This window comes from Mesorhizobium sp. M1A.F.Ca.IN.022.06.1.1 (assembly GCF_003952605.1).
Lineage (GTDB): Bacteria > Pseudomonadota > Alphaproteobacteria > Rhizobiales > Rhizobiaceae > Mesorhizobium.
Window position 1 is genome coordinate 2,881,985 of the sequence record NZ_CP034455.1, and the last position, 21,653, is coordinate 2,903,637.

The window sequence follows — 21,653 nt, forward strand, 5'->3', positions numbered from 1 at the left end:
CAATGGCAGTCGAAGGGGCAAAGCTCGACACGATCACGCTTTCGGTGCTGCAGGCCGCCCTGCAGCAAGTTTGCGACGAGATGGATTTGACGTTTTCCCGCGCCGCCTTCTCGCCGGTGATCGCCGAGGCCAATGACCGCTCCGACGGCATCTATTCCGCCGCCGACGGCTCGCTCATCGCGCAAGGCAGCCAGGGCCTGCCGGTATTCGTCGGCGTCATGCAGTATTCGACCAAGACGGTGATCGAGATGATCGCCGACGGGCGCTGCCTGGCCCCGAGCCCGGCGACATCTACATCGTCAACGACCCCTATCTCGGCGGCACGCATCTGATGGACGTGCGCTTCGTCATGCCGGTCTACCGCGACGGCAAAATCTTCTGCTGGCTGTCCAACACCGGCCATTGGCCGGATATCGGCGGCGCGGTGCCTGGCGGCTTCTCGGCCTCGGCCACCGCCGTCGAGCAGGAAGGTCTGCGGCTGCCACCGGTGAAGCTGTTCAAGAGGGGCGTGCTCGATCCCGAGATCTACGCCATCATCTGCTCCAACATCCGCGTCGCCGACCAGCGCATCGGCGACATCCGCGCCCAGGCTGCGGCGCTGCTGATCGGCCAGGACAGGCTCAATGAAATCCTCGATCGTTACGGCGACGAAACCGTCGTCGAGGCGATCGCCGAACTGCGCCGTCGCGCCGCCGACCAGATGCGCGCCTCGATCGCCGTCATCCCGGACGGCGTCTACCGCTCGCAGGCTTTTGTCGATTCCGACGGCGTGGTGAACGAGCCGCTGACCATCAATCTCGCCGTCGAGAAGAAGGGCGACAGCCTGACCTTCGATTTCGCCGGCTCATCAAAGCCCTGCGCAGGCCCGATGAACAGCGTGCTGGCGACGACGCTGTCATCAGTCTACCTCGCCATGCGCCATATCTTCCCCGAAGTGCCGATCAGCGCCGGCGCGTTCGAGCCGCTCAATGTCAGGCGGCCGGAAGGTACCTTCCTCGACGCCAAATATCCGCGGCCGGTCTCGGGCTGCGCGGCGGAGGTTTCGCAGCGTATCGCGGAGGCCGTGTTCGCGGCGATGGTACAGGCCTTGCCGGAGAAAGTCACGGCGGCGCCCGCCGGTTCCAGCGGCAATTTCGCGCTCGGCGGCAACGACCCGGCACGCGGCCGCGACTATGTCATGTACCAGATTTCGGGCGGCGGCTATGGCGGCAATGCGAGCCATGACGGCTTGAGCAATGGCTGCTCGACGATCGGCATTTCGAAGTCGCCGCCGGTCGAGATCATGGAGCAGGCGTTCCCGGTGCTCTACCGCCATTACGCGTTGCGCGAAGGCTCCGGCGGCGCCGGCAAACATCGCGGCGGCTTCGGGCTCGCCTATGAAGTCGAGATCCTGCGCGGTGAAGCCCGCGCGTCCTTCGTCATGGACCATGGCCGTTTCGGGCCGCAAGGCGCGCTTGGCGGCAGGGACGGCGCGCCGAACAGCGTGACCGTGTTCCGGGGCGGCGAAGCGCATGTGCCGCCGCATCTGTCGAAGGAGCAGGATATCCCGCTCAAGGCCGGCGACCGCGTGCGCGTCGGCACGCCCGGCGGCGGCGGCTATGGCGATCCGCGCGAGCGCGATCCGAAGCAGGTCGCCGAAGATGTCCGGCTCGGCTACTACACGGCCGAGCAGGCGCGGGAGATGTTCGGGGCCGATCCGGAGGTTTGATCAGGCCAACTTTGCCAGCAGCCGCAAGAAGGTCGCAGCCTCCTTGGCCGTGAGCGGCGCCAGCGTTTCCTCGGTGATGGTGCGCGCAAGCGGGATCAGCCGCTCGATCGCCTCGCGGCCTTCAGCCGTCAGATTGACCAGCAGCCGCCTCTTGTCCACCTCGTGCTTGGAAAGCTCGACCAGCCCGCGCGCCTTCAGCCGGTCGATGACGCCCTTTACGGTCGCGGCATCCATGGCGATCAGCGTGCCGAGCTGGTTCTGCGAGGTCTCGCCGATGTCGTAGAGCTTGGCGAGAGCGGCGAATTGCGGCGGCGTCAGATCGCCAATGTGGGAGGCGAAGATCGCCACATGGCGCTGATGCGCCTTGCGCAGGATGAAGCCGACCTGGTCCTGCAGATGGTAGTTGTTCTCGTCCAGCTCTTCGGCCTCGACCAGCCGCAGCAGATTGTCCTCGCCGCTCATCTCAAGCCGTCCCAAGCCTTGATGTCTCCGGCCGCAAGGCCGCCCATGCGGTTGTGGACGCGCGGGCCGCAGGTCATGGCGAGGCAGAACAAGATCTCGTCGGGACGCGGGCCGTCGCTGATGCCGACTTCCATCGCGTCGAAATGGCTGCGCACATAGGCAGCGTTGATGTGGCCGAGCGGAACATCGAGCCGTGCGCCGAAGGCGCCGACCTTCTTCGCCGACGGCACGATCGCCTTGGCGTCGCCGAGCCGCTCGCGCATGGCGTAGCCGCCGGGCACGTGCCAGAGCGCGCCGTGCTCCAGTTCGCCGGCACTGCCGACGATGGCGCCCTTGCCGTAACCGTCGATCTTTTTCACATCGCCGCCAAGCGCGGCGATCAGCCTGTCGGAAAGCAACAGCCCGAGCGGCTTCAGGTCCTCCATCGCGCCCTGCAGGTCCTCGACATAGCGACCGGCAAACGGGTTCTTGACCACGGCGAGAGCCGCGGCGCGCAGGCGCGGCTCCTTCGCCGCTGGGCCGCCGTCGTGGAAGATCTCTTCGGTCAGCACCGCGACCTTGCGGATCGGGAATTCAGGCATGGGCAGTTTCCTTCGCTTTATGCTTGTTGGGCGCAGCGAGCGCCACGGAGCCACTGATGCGGGTTTGGCCGGCAAGGAACAGCGCCGACGCGGCGATCAGGCCGCGCCGACGAAAATCTTCGGCGACGGCAAGGCCGTTATCCAGCGCCCGGGCCACCTCGCCGGGCGCTAGCCCGCCGACGCCCTGCGTCACCAGCCGTTCGCCGAGATCGCTGTCGGGCGAAAGATCACGCGCCGGCACGCGATGAACCGCCGGATGCCCAGGCAGGTCGACCGCGTTGGCAATCAGCGTCGCCGCGGCATCCGCCTCGGCGCCGGTCCGCGCCAGCACGGTGACTGCGTCGGCGATGCCCAGCGAAAAGGAGCGGCCGCGCCAGCCACTGGTGGCGACGCCGCGCACGCCGTCTTCGGCGCGGATCGTGATGCGGTCGGCCATGCCGTGCCCGGTGCCGGCGATCGCCAGCGTTATCGTGCCGCCCTTGCCGAGATGAATAGCGCTGTCGCCGCCATTGTTGACGTAGGCGCGCTCGAGCCGGCGTCCGGCGAGAAGCGCGGCCAGAACTTCGTCGGCTACCGAACCCGCAACGGCGGCCATCGGCGTGATGAAGCTTTCCGCGAGCGGTGAGACCGCGGCCTCCATGCGCCGCGCGGTCGGACCTGCAAAAACGCTCGGCGTCAAAGACGCCGGACGGCGCAATTCGGGAAGCTCCTCGACCAGTTCGGTCAGGATCGTCTGGAAGCGCGCGACGGCCTGCACGCAGCCGGCGCGGCGTTCAGCTGCATCGCCAAAGGCCTCGACGATGAGGTCGATCGGCCCGTGATTGAGATGAAGCCGCCTGCCGTCGGCGAGCCAATGCGCCTGCGGGCCGTTCATCAGTCGGCCCCATTGGCCGGGGTGCGGCGCAATTGCGCCAACGGCGGCCAGGGATTGCCGGCCGGCGCGCCGACATTGCTGCGCGGATTAAGGTATTCGCCGCCTTTGGCAAGAATGTCCTCGACGCTGCGGATCTCGTCCTCGTAACCGCCGAGCCGGACGTAGTCGTCGCGGCGCATGGTGAATTCGATCGGCGCGACCAGCGCCGGCGTCGGCACATAACCGAATGCGCCTTCCGGCACGCGGGTGACATCGACCATCAGGGTGATGCCGCCGCCCGGCCAGACATAGACCGGCGCGCCGCCGACCGTGACATAGGTCTTCAGGCCCTGAACCGAGCGGGTGAGATTGACCGGGTTTTCGGTGACGCCGGCGCGCAGCGAGCCGCCCGCGCCGCCGATGAAGAGCACAGTGCACAGGGCCGGCTCGCAATTGTCCTCGATCAGGCCGACGGATTTCTGCAGCCGCTCCGGGAACGGTTTCTCGACCGGTTTCAACTGATCGTCCAGTTCGTAGTAAGCGAACTGTTCGCCCGTGGTCGAGACCATCAGCAGCGACAGGCCGGGGCGAGCACCCTTCTTGGCGTTCCAATCGCCCAGGATCGACAGCGGATCGGAGATCGTCGTGCCGCCCCAGCCGAGACCGGGCTCCGAAACCTTGAAGTAGCGGCCGGGCGTCGAGCGGCGGCCGATGATCTTTATCCCGGTATCCTCCCAGCCCAATACCTTGCCGGCCTGATGTTCCGACACGACGCCGGTGATATGGTCGTCAACCACCACAACCTCGTCGACGAGCCCGCGCCATTGCGTGGCGAACATGCCGATGGTGGCCGAGCCGCAGCCGACGCGCATGCGATGCTCGATCTTGCCGTCGATGACCGGCGCCTTGCCAGCCTCGACAATGACCGTCGCACCGCCGTCGATGGTGAGCTCGACCGGCTTCCTGTTGCAGAGGTTGAGAAGCGCGTCGCAAGTCGCGCGGCCTTCAGCCTTGGAGCCGCCGGTCAAGTGATGCACGCCGCCAAGCGACAGCATCTGCGAGCCATATTCGCCAGTGGTGACGTGGCCGATCGCCTCGCCTTCCGAGCGCACGGTCGCCGTCTCGTCGCCGATGTGGCGGTCCGTATCGATCTTCACCTTGACGCCGCAATAGGAGAAGATGCCCTCGGTGACGACGGTGACGAGATCGACGCCCTCGACCTCCTGGCTGACGATGAAAGGTGCGGGCTTGTAATCCGGGTAGGTGGTGCCGGCCCCGATCGCGGTGACGAAGCGGCGGCCGGTGTTGACCAGCTCACCACCCCACTCCTCGCCCTCGGCGACGAATGGCACGACCGCGCCGCCGGTCTCGGCCGCGTGGTCGAGGATGGTCAGCGGATCCATGCGCACGATGCGCCCGCCGACATTGCCGTAGCGGTCGCAGGCGCCGGTGCGGCCGTCGGCGATGTAGCACATCACCGGACAGGCATCGCAGCGGATCTTCTCCGCCACCTGCTTCTCACCGGGATCGTGGGTTTCGAAACGTTCGGCAAGCTCGCTCATCGGCGCGCCTCCTTTTCGCGGATCGCCGCCAGGATGCGGCTCGGCGTCGCCGGCACTTTGGTGACCAGCACGCCGGTGGCATGTCGGATGGCGTTGAGGATCGCCGGCGCGGTCGGGATCAGCACATGCTCCCCCAAACCCTTGGCGCCGAAAGGTCCTTCCGGGTCCGGAACTTCCACCAATATGTGCTCGACCGGCGGCACGTCGCCGATGGTCGGGATGAGGTAGTCGTGCAGGTTCTCGGTGCGGCCGGGGATATATTCCTCCATCAGTGCCATGCCGATGCCTTGCGCGATGCCGCCCTCGATCTGCCCCTCGACCAGTACCGGGTTGATGGCCTTGCCGACATCATGCGCGGCGGTGATCTTGAGCAGCTTCACCGTGCCCAGCTTGAGATCGACCTCAAGCTCGGCGATCTGGGCGCCATAACCATAGACGGCGTAGGGCTTGCCCTGGCCCTTGGCGTCGAGCGGCAGCGTGGGCGGATCGTAGGTCTCTTCCGCGACGAACACCAAGCCATCGGCATCGATCTTCAGTGTACGCAGATCGATGCGTCGCGTCGCATCCACCTCGCGGATGGAGATGCTTGCGCCGTCGAGCGCGATCGTTGCTTGATCGGACACATTGGCGAAACGCAGGATCTTTTCGCGCAGCGCGCGGCCCGCCTTCTCCGCCGCCTTGCCGGTGACAAAAGTCTGGCGCGAGGCGGATGTCTTGCCGGCGTCGGGCGTGATGGCGGTGTCGGCGCTCTTCAGCCTGAACTTGTCCAGCGGCAGGCCGAGCGCGTCGGCGCAGATCTGGCTGATGACCGTGTTGGAGCCTTGGCCGATGTCGACGGCGCCCTGGTGCAGCACGACATCTCCGGAGGCCGAGACGCCGACCTTGATCGTCGAAGGATTGGGCAGCGAGGTGTTGCCGCAGCCATACCAGCAGGAGGCGACGCCGACGCCGCGCTTGCTTGCCGTGTTGATGGCGTTGAAGGCTTCCGCATCGCCAAGCGCGCGCGCCCAATGCTGCTGAAGCCTCTCCAGGCATTCACTGATGCCGACGCCCGACTCCAGCCGTTGGCCCGTGACCGTTTCGCAGCCGTTTCGAAGGCAGTTCTTCAGCCGGAAATCGAGGCGATCCATGCCAAGCTTGCCAGCGAGCGCGTCGTAGAGCGTTTCCTGCATAATGGTTGCCTGCGGCACGCCGAAGCCGCGGAAGGCGCCGGCGATCGGGCCGTTGGTATGGATGGCCCTGCCCGTCGCCCGATAGTTCGGCGTCTGATAGGGGCCGGAGGCATGCACCGGCACGCGGTTGGCAACCGTCGGGCCCCAGCTTGCATAGGCGCCGGTGTTGAAATCGCCCTCAAAGATCATTCCGGTGACGCGGCCCTCGGAATCGGCACCGATGGTCGCCTCCATTTCGGCCGGATGGCGCTTGGTGGTCGACATCATGGATTCGTTGCGCGTGTAGGCGAGTGCCGCCGGCCTGCCGGTCTTCATCGCCACAAGGCCGATCAGAGGCTGAAGCGAGACATCGAGCTTCGAGCCGAAGCCGCCGCCAGTGGCGGTCGGCACGATGCGCACCTTTTCGACCGGGAGGCCTAGCACCTTGGCCGTGTCGTCGCGATCCATGTAGGGCGCCTGGGTGCAGGCGACGATGACGAGCGTGTCGCCATCCATGTAAGCGAAGCCGGCTTCCGGCTCGATGTAGGCATGCTCGACGAAGGAAGTCTCGATGGCGCCGGAGACGGTGACAGCAGCGGCGGCAAGGGCACCGTCGGGATCGCCACGCTCGACATAGCCGGAGGTGAGCAGGTTCGCCGGGCGATGCCGGTGGATCAGCGCCGCGCCGTCGGCTTTCGCCTCGCGGGGCTGCAGCACATGCGGCAGCTCCGTCCAGGCGATCGGAAAATCCGTCAGGTCGAGGTCGGGGATGGCTTCGCGCTCGCCCGCCACCAGCGCGATCGCCTCGCCGCGAAGGCGCGCGAAACCTTCGGCAAGGGCCGGCTGATCAGCAAAGGGGCCGATGACCCCGAAGCAGTTCTTGCCCGGAATGTCGGCGGCGGTGAAGACGCCGGCAATGCCGGGATGCTCTTTGGCCCAGGCGTCGATATCTCCGAAGCTGAAACCGGCGTGATAGTAGGGCGAGCGGACGACCAGCACCGACAGCGCGTCGTCCGGAAAGGAATCGCCGCCGAATTTTTCGTCGCCGGTAACCTTTGGCACGCCGTCGAGCCGGATCGGCGAGGCGCCGACGGCGCGGCCGACCTCCGGCAGGCGACGGTCGAAACCATCCATATGCTGCGAGGCATGCATCACCGCCGCGACGATTTTCCGGTACCCCGTGCAGCGGCAGAGCACGCCGCCGAGCGCATCCTGCGTCTCGGCCTCACTCGGCGTTGGGTTGCGCTCCAGCAGCGCGGTAGCCGCCACCAGCAGCCCCGGCGTGCAGATGCCGCATTGCGCGGCGCCGTGTTCGAGAAATGAGGCCTGCAAGGCCGACAACCTGCCGTTGGCGAGGCCCTCGACCGTGATGACGGACGCGCCGGAGACCGAGGCCGTCGGCACAAGGCAGGCGCAGACGGGATTGCCGTCGACCAGCACGGTGCAGGCGCCGCAATCGCCGGCGTCGCAGCCGACCTTGGTGCCGGTCAGCCGCAACTCGTCGCGCAGAACCTGCGAGAGCCGCCGCACCGGCGGCACCGACACGCTGACAGCCGCGTCGTTGACCTCGAAGGCAATGTCGGTGCGCTCCATTGTCATGCGGCCACCTTGCCTTCGCCCAGGCTGGTCGCAGCGCACACTGCGCGGACAACGATCTCGCGCGCCGCATGCTCCCGGTATTCGGCGCTGCCGCGCACATCGGCGATTGGCGACAGTTCGTCGATCGGCGCGGACAGCACCGCATCGGCGAGCGCGGCGGTAACCGGCTGGCCGCGCAGGGCCGCCTCGACGCCGGCAAGACGACGGGCGACGGCGGAGCAGGCGCCGACAGCGATAGCAGCATCGGCGACCACGCCATCTTCGATCACGAGACGCGCCGCCGCCATGGCGATCGAGATCACGAGATAGCGCCGCGCGCCAAGCTTGACGAAGGCGGACGAGCCGACAGCCGAACGTTTCGGCACACGAATGGCGGTAACCATCTCGTCCGGCTGCAGCGCCGTGCGGCGATTGCCGAGAATGAACCCGCCAAGCGGCAGGTAGCGCGTGGCTTTCGCCGACCGCAATTCGACTTCGGCATCGACCACCTGCAGCGCCGGCACGCCGTCGGCGGCGGGCGATGCGTTGCAGAGATTACCGGCGACCGACGCGACGTTCTGGATCTGGACCGAGCCGACTTCGCACGCGGCCGCCTTCAGCGCATCGAACGCCCTGGGCAGCTTGTGGCGCACGACGTCGGTCCAGGTGGTGCGGGCGCCGATCCGCCAATAGTCGTCCGTCTCGGCGATGCCGCGCAGCGCGGCGAGACCATTGATGTCGAGAATGTTGTCGCGGAATGGTTTCGCGCCCTGCGCCGGATAGAAATCGGTGCCGCCGGCCAGAATGCGCCAGCGGTCCTCGCCAAGCAGAGCGAGCGCCTCGTCGACCGTGGTGGGTTTCGCGTAACGGATCACGCTTTGCCTTCCCAGAAAGGGGCCTTTCCGAGGGAATCTGCCGCCGTCCAGCCGGGCAAATTCATTCGTATGCAAATGATATCAACTTCGCCGCGATTGTCAAAGCGAAGTGGTCGGCCACGGCTTTGTTATACCGGTGGAGGTTGACGCAGCCGGCCATCTGGTCAAGGTTCCGTGTCCGGTCGCGTCAACTGGAGCCCAAGCCGAGGAAGAAGGGAGGCCGCATGGCCGACGAAGCGCTCATCGTCATCGACCTGCAGAACGACTTTTGCCCCGGCGGCGCGCTGGCCGTGGCCGGGGGCGACGAGATCGTGCCGCTGGTCAACGACCTGATCCGGCGGACCGATCACGTGATCCTGACGCAGGACTGGCATCCGGCCGGCCATTCGAGCTTCGCTTCCAGCCATCCAGGCAAGCAGCCCTTCGAAGCGATCGAGATGCCCTACGGGCCGCAGACGCTTTGGCCGGATCACTGCATCCAGGGCAGCCTTGGGTCCGATTTCCATTCCGGGCTCGCCTGGACCAAAGCGGAACTGGTCATCCGCAAGGGTTTCCGCACCGCGATCGACTCGTATTCGGCTTTCTTCGAGAACGACCACACGACCCCAACCGGCCTTGCCGGCTATCTCAAGGAGCGCGGCATCGACACCATCACCTTGGTCGGCCTGGCCACCGATTTCTGCGTCGCCTTCTCGGCACTCGATGCCGCCAAGCAAGGTTTCAAGACGACGGTGCGGCTGGATGCCTGCCGCGGCATCGATCTCAACGGCTCGGTCGGCACGATGCTGAAACGGATGCGCGAGGCCGGGGTGGTGCTCGAAGATCACCTTTCGGACTGACCGCGCCGTGAGGCATCGAGGGGGCTTTGCGACATTGGCGAAGGTGTTGGCGGCAACCATGACGGCCGCACTCCTTCTCGCCTTTCCACAAGCGGTTTTCGCAGCCGAGGCGCATGAGCTGCCCGGCGCGGCGATGTCGCTCTGGTGGGCGCTGCCCTTTGCCGGCCTGTTGCTGTCGATCGCGACCGGGCCGCTGCTGTTCCATCATGTCTGGGAGCATCATTACGGCAAGATCGCCGCCGCGTGGGCGGCACTTGCCGTGGTTCCGCTGGCGATCGCTTTCGGCATGCCGGCGGCAAGCGAGGCGGTGCTGCACACGCTGCTCACCGAATATCTGTCCTTCATCATCCTTTTGTTCGCGCTGTTCACCATTTCCGGCGGCATCCTGGTCGCCGGCAACATTCACGGCACGCCGCTGGTCAATTCAGGCTTGCTGCTGATCGGCGCGATCCTCGCCTCGGTCATCGGCACGACGGGCGCCTCGATGATCCTGATCCGGCCGATGCTGCGCGCCAACGACAACCGCCCGTTCAACGCGCATGTGGTGATCTTCTTCATCTTCCTGGTTTCGAACATCGGCGGCTCGCTGACCCCGCTCGGCGACCCGCCACTCTTCGTCGGCTTCCTGCGCGGGGTCGACTTCTTCTGGACGACCGCGAACCTCTGGCGCGAGACGCTGTTCACCGGCGGGCTGGTGCTGATCATCTTCCTGGCGCTCGACATCGTGCTGCATCGCCGCGAGGGCGGCTTGCCGAAGATCAAGGACCCGACACCGGACACGAAGGTGCGCCTGCGCGGCCTCGCCAACCTGCCGCTGCTGGCCGGCGTGATCGGTGCGATCCTGCTTTCCGCCAGCTGGAAGCCGGGCATCAGCATCCCGATCCTCGGCATCGGCCTGGAGCTGCAGAACCTGGTACGCGACGCGATCATCCTGGCGCTGGCCTTTCTGTCGCTCAAAGTCTCGTACAAAAACCACAGGGAAGCGAACGGCTTCAGTTGGGGGCCCATCGCCGAGGTGGCGAAACTGTTTGCCGGCATCTTCATCTGCATCGTGCCGGTTATCGCCATCCTGAGAGCCGGGCACGATGGGGCGCTGGCGCCGCTGGTTTCGCTGGTCACCTCGGCGGACGGCCAGCCCGACGATCTCGCCTATTTCTGGCTGACCGGAGCGCTGTCGTCCTTCCTCGACAACGCGCCGACCTATCTGGTGTTCTTCGAGCTTGCCGGCGGCGACGCCAGGCACCTGATGACGGAGGCGGCCTCCACGCTCGCCGCGATCTCGGCCGGCGCCGTGTTCATGGGCGCCAACACTTATATCGGCAATGCGCCGAACTTCATGGTCTTTGCTATCGCCAGACATCGCGGCTTCAAGGTGCCGGGCTTCTTCGGCTACATGGCGTGGTCCGGCCTGGTGCTGATCCCGACGTTTTTGATCGCGGGGTTTTTGTTTTTTAGGTGAAGCGGTGCAGAGCTTTACCTCCCCTTGTGGGAGGTCGGGCCAGGTCCGGGTGGGGCTCGGCGCCAGCTCCCGCTGCTTCGCAGTGACCTTCAGCCCACGCCCACATAGCGCCGAACCGCGGAGGGGTCGGCGCGCAGTTCCTCGACATCGACGGTCTCGCGGTTGCGGCCGTTCTCGATGAATGAGATGCGGTCGGCGACCGACAGCACGGCGTCGACGCGCTGCTCGACCAGGATCGTCGAGACGCCCAGATCGCGCAGCTTCGCCACCGTCTCGCGGATCTTGGCGATCATCGACGGCATCAGCCCTTCGGTGGGTTCGTCGAGAAGAAGCACCTGCGGCTCGAGGCAGAGCGCACGCGCCATGGCAAGCATTTGCTGCTCGCCTCCGGAAAGCGTGCCGGAGCGTTGCTTCAAGCGCTCTCGCAACAGCGGGAAAAGGCCGAGGACGCGTTCCCGCGTCGCCTTGCCCTTGCCGCGGGCCATCAGGCCGATCTCGACGTTTTCCGCCACCGTCATGTCGGCGAATAATCGCCGGCCCTGCGGCACATAAGCGACGCCCGTCTTCGGCACGTCATGCGCGGCAAGCCCGGTCAGCTCCTTGCCTGCCAGTCTGATCGAACCGGCAGCGGCCGGAACCAGCCCCATGATCGCCTTCAGCGTCGTCGTCTTGCCGGCGCCGTTGCGGCCGAACAGGCAAAGCACTTCGCCCTTGTTGAGGACAAGGTCGAGCCCGTAGAGCACCTGCACCTCGCCGTAAAAACAGTCGAGGCCGGAAATGGCGAGCAGCCCGCTCTCGGTGCCGGGGAGATCAGCCATGGGTCGCTCCGAGATAGGCATCCTGCACCTCGGCATTGGCGCGGATCTGCTCGGGCGTGCCCTCAGCGAGAATCTTTCCCGAATTGAAGACGGTGATGCGGTCGGCAAGCTGCATGACCACCGGCATGTTGTGCTCGATGAGCAGCACGGTGGCATGCTTGGCGATCTCGCGCACCAGTAGGACGAAATTGTCGATCTCGCTGTCGGCCAGCCCTTGCGTCGGCTCGTCAAGGATCAACAGGCGCGGCCTCAGCGCCAGGCCCATTGCCACCTCCAGCAGGCGCTGGTGGCCGTAGGAAAGCTGGCCGGCCGGCGTGCCGGCGCGGTCGGCGAGGCCGGTGCGTTCCAGCGCCGCCATGACGCCGCTCCTCACCTGCCCCTTCGAGCGGCCGTCGGTCAGCGTGCGCTGCACCGGCAACGCGACATTGTCGTAGGCCGTGAGATTGGCGAAGACACTGGTGATCTGGAAGGTGTAGGCAACGCCGAGGCGAACCCTTTTGTAAGCCGGCATGGTCGTGATGTCGGCGCCGTCGAAGACGATCATGCCGGAGGACGGCTGGATGCGGCCGCTGAGCAGACTGACGAAAGTTGTCTTACCGGCGCCATTGGGGCCGATGATGGCGCGGATTTCGCCCGGCATCAGCGCGAAATCGACGCCGTCGACGGCGCGCAAGCCCCCGAAACGGCGCGAAAGACCCTTGGTGGTGAGCAGCGGCATCACGGCAACCATCCGAGCCAGCGCTGGCGGACGCTGCCCAGAACGCCCTTCGGAAAGAAGAGCACCAGCACGATCAGCGCCACGCCGACGATCAAAAGATAGGCGGAGGTGAAGCCGCTGGTGATGTCGGTGACATAATACATGAACAGCGTGCCGATGAGCGGCCCGAGAATGGTCGCGGCGCCGCCGAGCAGCACCCACAGCAGTGGCAGGATCGAATACTGCACCGACGCGAAGCTCGATCCAATATAGCCGAACAGCAGCGCGTAAGCCGCACCGGACGCGGCGCAGATGGCGCCCGAGGCAATGACGGCGACGAGCTTGTTGGCGACGGTGTCGTAGCCCAGCATCTTCGTGCGCTCCTCATTCTCGCGAATGGCGACCAGCACGCGGCCGAAGCGGGAGCGAACGACGGCAAGCGTGATGAGCAGCACGACCGAGAACAGCGCCAGAGCGCTCATGTAGCGCACAGTCGGATTGGTCAGGTCGAGCGATGCGCCGCCGATCGCGATTATTCTCGACGGCTGCTGGATGACAAGGCCCTGGTCACCGCCGGTCCAGGCGGCGAAATAAAGGATGAGCAGATAGAAGACCTGCGCGAACATCATGGTGACGATCATGAAGGCCACACCCGATGTGCGCAGCGCGAGCAGGCCGATGACCAAGGCAAGCAGGGCGCCGCAGGCAACCCCGGCAACGAAGGCTTCCGGCACGCCCCAGCCCAATTGATAGACAGCCAGCCCGGCACCATATAGGCCGGCCGAGAAGAACATGGCGTGACCGAGGCTGAGCAGGCCGACATAGCCGAAGAGCAGGTTGTAGCCCATGGCGAAGACCGCAAGCGCCATGATGCGCGCGAACAGGCCCTGATGATAATCGGGCAGGACGAAATTCAGCGCGAACAGGAGCGCGATGACGCCGATATGCAGCGCGTAGATCTTCGCCGGCGAAGCATCCTTCATCGCGCCGCCGTCCCGAACAGGCCTTGCGGCCGGAACACCAGCACCATGGCGACCACCAGCGTGGCGATGATCTTGGCCAAGGTCGGCGAGAAGAACACCGAGACGATGCCGTCGGAGAGGCCGATCAGGATGGCGGCGACCACCGTGCCGCGCAATGAGCCGAGGCCGCCGATGATGACGACGATGAAGGACAACAGCAGCGGGTCCTGCCCCATCAGGTAGTGCGCCTGGCTGATCGGCACGATCAGCACCGCCGCGATTGCCGCCAGCATGGCGCCGATGGCGAACACGCCGGCATAGACACGCTCGACCGGGATGCCGAAGGCCTGCGCCGTCTCGCGGTCATACTGGGTGGCGCGCATGATCAGGCCGATTTTCGTCCGTGTCAGCACCAGCCAGGTGATCACCAGCAGAACCGCGGAGGCGGCAATGACCGAAAGCTTGTAGCCTGAATAGCCGAACCACGGCAGCAGGATGCGGTAATTGAAGGGTGGCTCGACCGGGCGCGCTTCCGGGCCGTAGAAGGTCAGCGCCAGCTGCTGGATGATATAGAGCATGCCGATGGTGGCGACGATGGTGCCTTCGGGATTGTAGTTCAGCCGGCGCAGCACCAGCCATTCGGCAAGAAACGCGACCAGCCCGACCAGCAACGGCGCGATCACCAGCGCGGCGACGAAGCCGATAGCGGGATGGCCGGAAATCGCCGTCGAGATCGCCCAGGCAAGCACGGCGCCCAGCATGAAGAACTCGCCATGCGCGACATTGACGATGCGCATGACGCCGAACACCAGCGACAGGCCAAGCGCCGTCAGCGCCAGCACGGCGGACGTGACGAGGCCTTCCAGGGCGGCGAGCAGGAAGTGGGGTCCGAACTGCATGGGCTAGATACCGGCGGATGCGCGAGGCATCCCCCACTGCCCTGCCGGACTGTCCGGCAGGACAGAGGGGGGTGGCTTGGCGCTCACGCTCGGTGAAACGTCGAAGCTCACAGCGCTTGCGTCGTGTAATCCCCTTCCGGCTCGTAGAGGCCGTCCTCGATCTTGGTCTTGTGGACGACCTTCAGCTTGCCGCCTTCGACCTTGGAGATGTTCTGGATGCCGAAGCATTGGTGGATCTTGCCGTTAAAGGTTTTCGGACCCTGCGGATGCTCCGGCCCTTCGGCGAATTCCTTCAGCGCTTCGGTTGCCTCGACCAGCTTGGCGCGGTCTTCCGGCCCCTTATAGCCGGCATCCTCCATCGCCTTCTTGATGACATAGAGCGTCTCCCAGCAGCCGAACATGTGGGCAGCGGTGGAGACGTCCTTGGGATCGCCGACGGCGGCGCCATTGTCGTCGATGCCGACGGCGGCGCGATAGGCCTTCTGCGCGGCCGAGTCATCGGGCTGCGCGTAGCGCGGCGAGCCTTCCCAGAAATGGCTGCCGTCGAGGAATTCGAGGCCGGGGCTGTTGATGTCGACGGCTTCGAGGGAGTCGATGAAGCCGAAGAGCTGCGGCCTTTGCGAGCCGTAGAACTCGCCGAGCTCCTTGACGAAGGTGAGCACGGCCGGACCCACCATGACGTGGTAGATCACCTCGGTCTCGGCCGGGATCTGCGGGAAGTATTTGGTGAAGGACGACTCCGTCGGCGGGATGGCGATCTGCGCGATCACGTCGGCGCCTTGCGCCTTCAACGCCGGCGGCAGGTAGTCGCGATGGTCGTAGCCGAAGGCGAAGTCGGGGAAGATCTGCGTCACCTTCTTGCCGGCATTCGCCGCGATCCACGGCGCCATCGACTGGATCTGGCTCTTCACGTCGGTGATGCCGGGCTGGAAGACGTAGCGGTTGAGCTTGGTCGAGGCGACGTGGTGGCCTTCGCTGACCACGAAATAGGGATCTTGTTTTCGCCGGCGGCGGGCGCCGAGCCGATCACCACATGCGAGAACAGCGTGCCGAAGACGATGTCGGTCTTATGCTGCGTGGCGAACTTGCCGACCACCTCGGCGCCGCGGGCAGGATCGGTGCCATCATCTTCGATCACCAGCTCGACCTTGCGGCCGCTGATACCGCCGGCATCGTTGATCGCCTTGACGGCGGCAGCGCTCGTCTTCTCGTACCAGCGGCCGTAGGCGGCGCCGATGCCGGTGCGGTGCGACTGGAAGCCGATCTTGATCGGCGCCGAACTCTGCGCCTGGCTGTAGCGAACGAAGCCGGGCGCGAGCGCCAGGCCGGCGCCGGCGGCGATGCCTTTCAGCGCTGTGCGGCGGGAAAGCGTGCTTTTGGAGAGGTCGAAAAATCCGTTCTTGTCAGCCATGTCCGTTCCCCTGTTTTCAATTTTTTGACCAGCAATAAGGCGGCTCGATCCTCCGCGCTCGGAGGACGCGAAAATTGCATGTGTACAAACTAAATCACCAAAGCCGTGACGTGGCAAGCGAGCTTCCACTCCAGCGCCGCCGCGCGTCCTCTAGGGGACGCGCAAAGGACGCTGGAGCACTTTCATTTTGCGCATGATCCTTTCCGAAAATCGAACCCGATTTTCGGGGTCATGCGCGCGTCATGACGGGCCCTTGTCTCATCCCGCCGTCGGCGTGGCAAGCAGCCATAGGCCGAATATGGTGTAGGCGATCATCAGAAGCGTCAGCGGCAGCTGGCTGAGCGCCGCGCGCGACGGCTGCGGGTGGAGTCGCCAGGCTAGGCCGTGTGCGATCAAGACCGCCAGCACATGGCCGACGATGATGACGCCGGCCTGCAGATTCCACAGCCACCAGGCCGACTCGGCGCCGGCGACAACGCCCGCCTCGACCATCCTGTCGGCGGTGCCGAACAGGTTCCAGCCGAGCGCGAACGGGTCGGACAAAGCGACCAGCGCGTATTGGCCGTCGACGAGCAGCGCCGTGAGGTAGTGGGCGATGTGGTAGGCGAGCGCGATCGGCACGACCGACCAAACCAGGAGGCCGGCGGCTTTCTCGAACGGTTGCCCGTCGCCGGCAAGGCGCTGGCCGAGTGAAACGGCAAGCGCGAACACGGCAGCCAACAAGATGAATGTCAGCACCAAGCCAAAGCTGCCGATGCCGATCAACGCGGTGCGGCCGGGAAATTCCAGCGGATTGACGCCGAACAGGCCGAGCCAGAAGAAGGTTTTGGAAAGACCGTCGAAGGATACGGACGAGAGCGCCAGCAGCAGGAACGCCGTGCCGCTTGCCGGCAGCGACGAGGCGGAAAGCAGCTTCGCACCGGGCCAGCCGAGGTGGAGCCGGCCTTTCTCGCGCTGCAAAGGCGCGAAGCGGGCGACCATGGAGAAAAAGACGGTGAGGAATTCGCCGCGCCGACTCCAGTCTCCGTAGCCGAAGACGCATATGGCGGCGAAGCTGAGCAGCCAGTAGATGCCGGCGGCGAAGGCCAGGCGCGACGGATCGTCGGGCGCGGGATCGATGAGCTCGAACCAGGCGAAGCCGAAGAACAGGACGAACGCCGGCCAGTAGCCGAGCCATTTGGGAAGGCGCGATGGGTCGGCTTCGTCAGTGCGAAGGCTGAAGACGCGAGATGCAACACGCCAGGGGCCGTACCACGGGTTGAGCCAGGACCAGAGATCGCCGAGTGCGCCCTGCAGCAGCGTGAAACCGGCCCAGAGCAGTGTCCAGATCACCAGAGGCAAGGGGTTGGAGAGTGGATCACGGCTGCCGAACAGGCCGGTGGCGATGAGAAGCACGAAGCCGGCAAAGGAAAGCAGGCTGAGGACGGTGCGCGGGTGATCGCTGACAGTGAACAGAGAGAGGCGCCGGCGCCAGAAGCGGTCAAGAGCGGCGGGCGGCAGCAGCGCCAGCGTCAGAAAGCTGAAAGCCACCGCAAGCGCGCCACCAGCGATGTAGTAGCCCGTGGGAAGAAGCAGGACATGGCCGCGGTCAGAGGCGTGGGCGAAGGCGGGGGTGGGGAGGAGAGGTATGAATGAGGCCGCCATTGCGAAGGACGTATTTCGAAGCCGTCGATTTCCACCGACGTGCTCCTTCGCACCCCCCTCTGTCCTGCCGGACATCTCCCCCGCAAGGGGGGAGATCGGATGTCGCGCGCGATTTCGCCAATTTTGACCGCCGCAGAAAGAGGCAGATTGCGCGAAACTGCCAATCTCCCCCCTTGCGGGGGAGATGTCCGGCAGGACAGAGGGGGGTGGGCGGGAACTCAAGTTATCCGGTTATCCGAAATTCTATTCGAGCAGTCCTCACACCTTGACCAGCTGCTCCACCCGCCCCTTCTCGCCGAAGATGCGCAAATAACGCTTGATCTCCTTCTCATCGCCGGTCGACTTGGCGGGGTTGTCGGAGAGCTTGACCGCCGGCCGGCCATTGGCTTCGCTGACCTTGCAGACCAGCGAGATGGCGTCGAGGCTGTTGGTCTCGGTCGGCGCGCAGCCTTCGAAATCATTGGTGAGGTTGGTGCCCCAGCCGAAGGACATGCGCACCTTGCCGCGGAAATGCTTGTAGGTCTCCTCGATGGTCTCGACCTCGAGCCCGTCGGAGAAGATGAGCAGCTTCTGTTTCGGATCCTTACCCTTCTCGCGCCACCAGGAGAGGATCTTCTCGCCGCCTTCGATCGGCGGCGCGCTGTCGGGGCGGAAGCCGGTCCAGTCGGCAATCCAGTCCGGCGCGTCGCGCAGGAAAGCGGCGGTGCCGAACGTATCGGGCAGCACGATCAGCAGATTGCCGCCATAATAGCGCTGCCAGTCCTGCAGCACCTTGTAGGGCGCCTGCCTCAGCTCCTCAACGGAGTTGGCGAGTGCCGCAAACACCATAGGCAGTTCGTGCGCATTGGTGCCGAGCGCCTCGAGGTCGTTGTCCATGGCCAGAAGCACGTTCGACGTGCCGGTGAAAGCCTCGCCGATGCCTTCCTTCAGCGCCTCGACGCACCAGCGCTGCCACAGGAAGGAGTGGCGGCGGCGGGTGCCGAAATCGGAAATGCGGATGCCGGGCAGTGCCTTCAGCCGCTCAGTCTTGGCCCACATCTTGGCCTTGGCGCGGGCGTAGAGCACGTCGAGCGCAAACTGGCCGAAGGAGCGCATGGCGGCGCGCGAGCGCAGCTCGTTGATGATGGCGAGCGCCGGTATCTCCCACAGCGTGGTGTACATCCAGGGACCGGGGAAGGACAGTTCGTACTGGCCGTCGCGCTTGGTGAGTTCATAGTCGGGAAGGCGGAAATCCTCCAGCCAGGCGAGGAATTCCGGCTCGAAGATCTGCTTGCGGCCATAGAAGGTGTTGCCGCCGAGCCAGATCATCTCCTTCTTGGTGAAGCGCAAGGTGCGAGCGTGGTCGAGCTGCTCGCGCAGTTCGCCTTCGTCGATCTCGTCGGCGAGCCGCACCGAGGTCGTGCGATTGATCAGCGTGAAGGTGGCGTCGACCTTGGGGTACATGCCCCAGATCATCTGCAGCATCAGCAGCTTGTAGAAATCGGTGTCCAGCAGGCTGCGGACGATGGGGTCCAGCTTCCAGGTGTGGTTGTAGACGCGCCGCGCTATATCGGTTCGTGCCATATCTGCTCACCCAAAAAGCGCGTCGCGCTTGCGTGATTGCAAGCGCGGCGCCTCAAGTCCCTGTTATGAAGCACTCCGGACGGAAAACCGCCGCGCAGCTCCCAGAATTGTTACCAGCTGCGGTCTTAGCATTGTATTTTTGAAAGCGCTTCCTGCTTTGCAGGCTGGCCCGACAAAAACCAGCTATGCAAGTCCAGCGATCATGACGCTGCGCCAGAGCATTCCACCGTTGCACGGCAACCGCGAAATGCTCTTGGCTTTTTTTGACGGGAATTTCCGGACGGAAAACCGCTCACACTTTTCCTGGAATCGCTCTAGCCCCGATCACCTTGAGCGCTGGGCGCTTCCTGCGGCTCGGCACACGGCCGGCGACCGGCGCATCGGCGCGGCCCTCGTCCTGCTCCTTTTCGGCAAACAACCAGTCGATGAATAGCTGGACGATCGGCGCCGAGCGCATCTCGTTGCGGCAGACGACATAGAAGTCATCGACCGCCGGCACCGACAAAGCGAAGGGCGCGACGAGCATGCCCCTGGCGAGCAGGGCGCGCGCGGTCACGGAATCGCCGAGCGCCACGCCGTGGCCGTGGACGGCGGCCTCCACCGCTATGCGCGCGTCGCCGAGGTGATGGCGGCGGCCGCGCTCCAGATCGAGCGCGTCGGCGGCGGCCAGCCAGGTGTGCCACTCGCGGCCGTCGTCGCCATGCAGGAAAACGTGGTCGGCAAGGTCGCGCACGCTGCGGATCGGGCGGTTGTTGATCAGCGTCGGGCTGACCACCGGAAACAGCTCGAGACCCGACCATTTGCGTATCCAGCAGTCGCTCCAGCTGCCATCGCCATAATGCACGCAGACGTCGATGTGCGGCGCGCGGATGTCCCTGGCGTCGTTGGAGGGGATCAGCGTCAGCTGGATGTCGGGATATTGCGCGGTGAAGGAGCCGAGCCGCGGCGTCATCCACAACAAGAGCAGCGCCGGCACGCAGGACACCGACAGCACACCGGTGCTTGCGGGGCGTGTCATGCGCTGCGTGGCGGCGGCGATGCCGTCGAATGCCGCCGAAACCGCCGGCAGGAACTCAGCGCCGTGCGGCGAAAGCTTCACGCGCTGACCCGCGCGCTGGAAAAGCTTTACGCCGAGCGATTGCTCGAGCGCCTTGATCTGATGGCTGACCGCGCCATGCGTGACATTGAGCTCGCCCGCCGCCTTGGTCAGCGAGGCATGTCGCGCCGTCGCCTCGAAAGCGCGCAACGGGTTCAACGGCGGCAAGCGCTTGGCCAAGGACAGCTCCCGACTTTGTGAGATTTTCTCACAGCAAAGACCCTAACAATATCAATTGATTTTTCAATACAGTTGCCCGACACTTTTGCCCGGAACAGCTCAACAGACGTAGATTTCGCAGGCGCCGGCGGGCAACGATCAGCCGGATGACTGCTGGCTTGGCAGCCGTCGGTGCAGCCGCCGCGCTGCAAGCAGTCTCGGAGGAGTACCGGACATGGGTTACGATCGCGGCAAGCTCGAAGCGTTGCGCCGCAAATATGGCGAGAGCCATGGCGGCGAGATGTTCGACCCGAAATTCCGCAAGGTTGCCGACAAGATCTTCAGCAAAAGCGGCACCCGGCTAGCGCCCTATTCCGGCATCCCGACCTTCCTTGCCGCGCCGTACCGGCAGGTGGCGGCCGACAATCCGGATTTCGGCGACTTGCAAGTGGCGATGATCGGCGTGCCGATGGACCTTGGCGTCACCAACCGGCCGGGCTCACGCTTCGGGCCGCGGGCGCTGCGCGCCATCGAGCGCATCGGCCCCTACAATCACGTGCTGGAATGCGCGCCGACGCATGAGCTGCGCGTCGCCGACATCGGCGACACGCCGTTCCGCAGCCGTTACCGGCTGGAGATCAGCCACGAGGACATCGAAAAGCGCACCAACCAGATCGTCGACGCCGGTGTGCTGCCGCTTTCGGTCGGCGGCGACCACTCGATCAGCCATCCGATCCTGAAGGCGGTCGGTAAGCAGGCTCCGGTCGGCATGATCCATATCGACGCCCATTGCGACACCAGCGGGCTGTTCGACATGACCAAGTTCCACCACGGCGGACCGTTCCGCAACGCGGTCCTGGACGGCGTGCTCGATCCCACCCGCACGATCCAGATCGGCATTCGCGGCTCGGCCGAGTATCTGTGGGAGTTCACCTATGAATCCGGCATGACGGTGGTCCATGCCGAGGAGGTGACCGGCCTCGGCATACCCGCCATCATCGAGAAGGCGCGGAAGATCGTCGGCGACGGCCCGACCTACATCTCCTTCGACGTCGACAGCATCGATCCGGCCTTCGCCCCGGGCACCGGCACGCCTGAAGTCGGTGGGCTGACGACGCGCGAGGTGCTCGAGCTGCTGCGCGGCCTGAAGGGACTCAACATCGTCGGCGGCGACGTCGTCGAGGTGGCGCCGCAATATGACGCGACCACGAACACCGCCCATGTCGGCGCGCAAGTCCTGTTCGAGATCCTGAGCCTGATGGTGTTCAGCCCGGCAATCAAGAAAGGCTGACACGAGAGCGTTTCACCGCTTCATGGAATCGGCGAACCGCTCTAA

At 65.2% G+C, this 21,653-nt stretch carries 16 protein-coding genes and 2 pseudogenes; 4 read left to right on the plus strand and 14 right to left on the minus strand.

Going from position 1 to position 21,653, the window contains the following annotated elements; translation table 11 throughout:
* Positions 1 to 2: 2 nt before the first annotated feature.
* Positions 3 to 1,708: pseudogene (locus EJ078_RS13570) on the plus strand (hydantoinase B/oxoprolinase family protein).
* Here EJ078_RS13570 and EJ078_RS13575 read toward each other — a convergent pair.
* Genes EJ078_RS13575 through EJ078_RS13600 form a run of 6 tightly spaced genes read right to left on the minus strand, consistent with a single transcriptional unit; the run spans position 1,709 to position 8,770 of the window.
* Positions 1,709 to 2,170 (minus strand): MarR family transcriptional regulator, encoded by a 462-nt coding sequence (locus tag EJ078_RS13575; RefSeq protein WP_095825566.1) that lies wholly within the window; start codon positions 2,168 to 2,170, stop codon positions 1,709 to 1,711.
* The gene (locus tag EJ078_RS13580) at positions 2,167 to 2,751 is read right to left on the minus strand and encodes an amino acid synthesis family protein (protein ID WP_095799116.1); all 585 of its coding nucleotides are present in this window, start codon (positions 2,749 to 2,751) and stop codon (positions 2,167 to 2,169) included. The genes EJ078_RS13575 and EJ078_RS13580 overlap by 4 nt, the downstream gene beginning before the upstream one ends.
* Entirely contained in the window at positions 2,744 to 3,625 is an 882-nt protein-coding gene (locus tag EJ078_RS13585) for a hypothetical protein (RefSeq protein ID WP_095825564.1), read from the minus strand. The genes EJ078_RS13580 and EJ078_RS13585 overlap by 8 nt, the downstream gene beginning before the upstream one ends.
* A complete protein-coding gene (locus tag EJ078_RS13590; protein ID WP_067324017.1) occupies positions 3,625 to 5,166 on the minus strand; it encodes a 6-hydroxynicotinate reductase in 1,542 nt (513 codons plus the stop codon). The genes EJ078_RS13585 and EJ078_RS13590 overlap by 1 nt, the downstream gene beginning before the upstream one ends.
* Positions 5,163 to 7,916, minus strand: coding sequence for a molybdopterin-dependent oxidoreductase (locus tag EJ078_RS13595; RefSeq protein ID WP_127217109.1), 2,754 nt, complete (start codon positions 7,914 to 7,916; stop codon positions 5,163 to 5,165). The genes EJ078_RS13590 and EJ078_RS13595 overlap by 4 nt, the downstream gene beginning before the upstream one ends.
* Positions 7,913 to 8,770, minus strand: a complete 858-nt coding sequence (locus tag EJ078_RS13600; protein ID WP_127403795.1) for a xanthine dehydrogenase family protein subunit M — start codon at positions 8,768 to 8,770, stop codon at positions 7,913 to 7,915. Before EJ078_RS13600 ends, EJ078_RS13595 begins: the two co-directional genes overlap by 4 nt.
* 224 nt (positions 8,771 to 8,994) lie before the next feature.
* Here EJ078_RS13600 and pncA point away from each other — a divergent pair, with 224 nt between their 5' ends.
* Together pncA and EJ078_RS13610 are read left to right on the plus strand one after the other, a co-directional pair.
* Positions 8,995 to 9,609: a bifunctional nicotinamidase/pyrazinamidase gene (gene pncA / locus EJ078_RS13605; protein ID WP_095776932.1), complete on the plus strand. Its 615-nt coding sequence runs from the start codon at positions 8,995 to 8,997 to the stop codon at positions 9,607 to 9,609.
* A gap of 58 nt (positions 9,610 to 9,667) precedes the next feature.
* Positions 9,668 to 11,068 (plus strand): sodium:proton antiporter, encoded by a 1,401-nt coding sequence (locus EJ078_RS13610; protein WP_095825560.1) that lies wholly within the window; start codon positions 9,668 to 9,670, stop codon positions 11,066 to 11,068.
* Between the two features lie 89 nt (positions 11,069 to 11,157).
* On the opposite strand, the gene EJ078_RS13615 is transcribed toward EJ078_RS13610, so the two are convergent.
* From EJ078_RS13615 to gcvA, 8 genes and pseudogenes are all read right to left on the minus strand, one after another.
* Positions 11,158 to 11,886 carry an ABC transporter ATP-binding protein gene (locus EJ078_RS13615; protein WP_127216748.1) on the minus strand — a complete coding sequence of 243 codons (729 nt, stop codon included), beginning with the start codon at positions 11,884 to 11,886 and terminating at the stop codon, positions 11,158 to 11,160.
* Complete coding sequence (locus EJ078_RS13620; RefSeq protein ID WP_067324686.1) at positions 11,879 to 12,607, minus strand: ABC transporter ATP-binding protein; 729 nt, start codon at positions 12,605 to 12,607, stop codon at positions 11,879 to 11,881. The genes EJ078_RS13615 and EJ078_RS13620 overlap by 8 nt, the downstream gene beginning before the upstream one ends.
* Positions 12,604 to 13,566, minus strand: a complete 963-nt coding sequence (locus EJ078_RS13625; protein WP_127216749.1) for a branched-chain amino acid ABC transporter permease — start codon at positions 13,564 to 13,566, stop codon at positions 12,604 to 12,606. The genes EJ078_RS13620 and EJ078_RS13625 overlap by 4 nt, the downstream gene beginning before the upstream one ends.
* On the minus strand, positions 13,563 to 14,444 hold the full coding sequence (locus tag EJ078_RS13630; protein ID WP_127216750.1) for a branched-chain amino acid ABC transporter permease: 882 nt from the start codon (positions 14,442 to 14,444) through the stop codon (positions 13,563 to 13,565). The genes EJ078_RS13625 and EJ078_RS13630 overlap by 4 nt, the downstream gene beginning before the upstream one ends.
* A 107-nt stretch (positions 14,445 to 14,551) precedes the next feature.
* A pseudogene (locus tag EJ078_RS13635) lies at positions 14,552 to 15,855 on the minus strand (ABC transporter substrate-binding protein).
* A 258-nt stretch (positions 15,856 to 16,113) separates the two neighbouring features.
* The gene (locus EJ078_RS13640; RefSeq protein WP_127216751.1) at positions 16,114 to 17,574 is read right to left on the minus strand and encodes a hypothetical protein; all 1,461 of its coding nucleotides are present in this window, start codon (positions 17,572 to 17,574) and stop codon (positions 16,114 to 16,116) included.
* 183 nt (positions 17,575 to 17,757) lie between these two features.
* Positions 17,758 to 19,062 carry a nicotinate phosphoribosyltransferase gene (gene pncB, locus EJ078_RS13645; protein WP_127216546.1) on the minus strand — a complete coding sequence of 435 codons (1,305 nt, stop codon included), beginning with the start codon at positions 19,060 to 19,062 and terminating at the stop codon, positions 17,758 to 17,760.
* A 292-nt stretch (positions 19,063 to 19,354) separates the two neighbouring features.
* Positions 19,355 to 20,338: a transcriptional regulator GcvA gene (gene gcvA / locus EJ078_RS13650; RefSeq protein WP_127216547.1), complete on the minus strand. Its 984-nt coding sequence runs from the start codon at positions 20,336 to 20,338 to the stop codon at positions 19,355 to 19,357.
* A 214-nt stretch (positions 20,339 to 20,552) separates the two neighbouring features.
* Between gcvA and speB the strand changes: the two genes are divergently transcribed.
* The gene (speB, locus tag EJ078_RS13655) at positions 20,553 to 21,608 is read left to right on the plus strand and encodes an agmatinase (RefSeq protein ID WP_095782179.1); all 1,056 of its coding nucleotides are present in this window, start codon (positions 20,553 to 20,555) and stop codon (positions 21,606 to 21,608) included.
* Positions 21,609 to 21,653 lie beyond the last annotated feature (45 nt).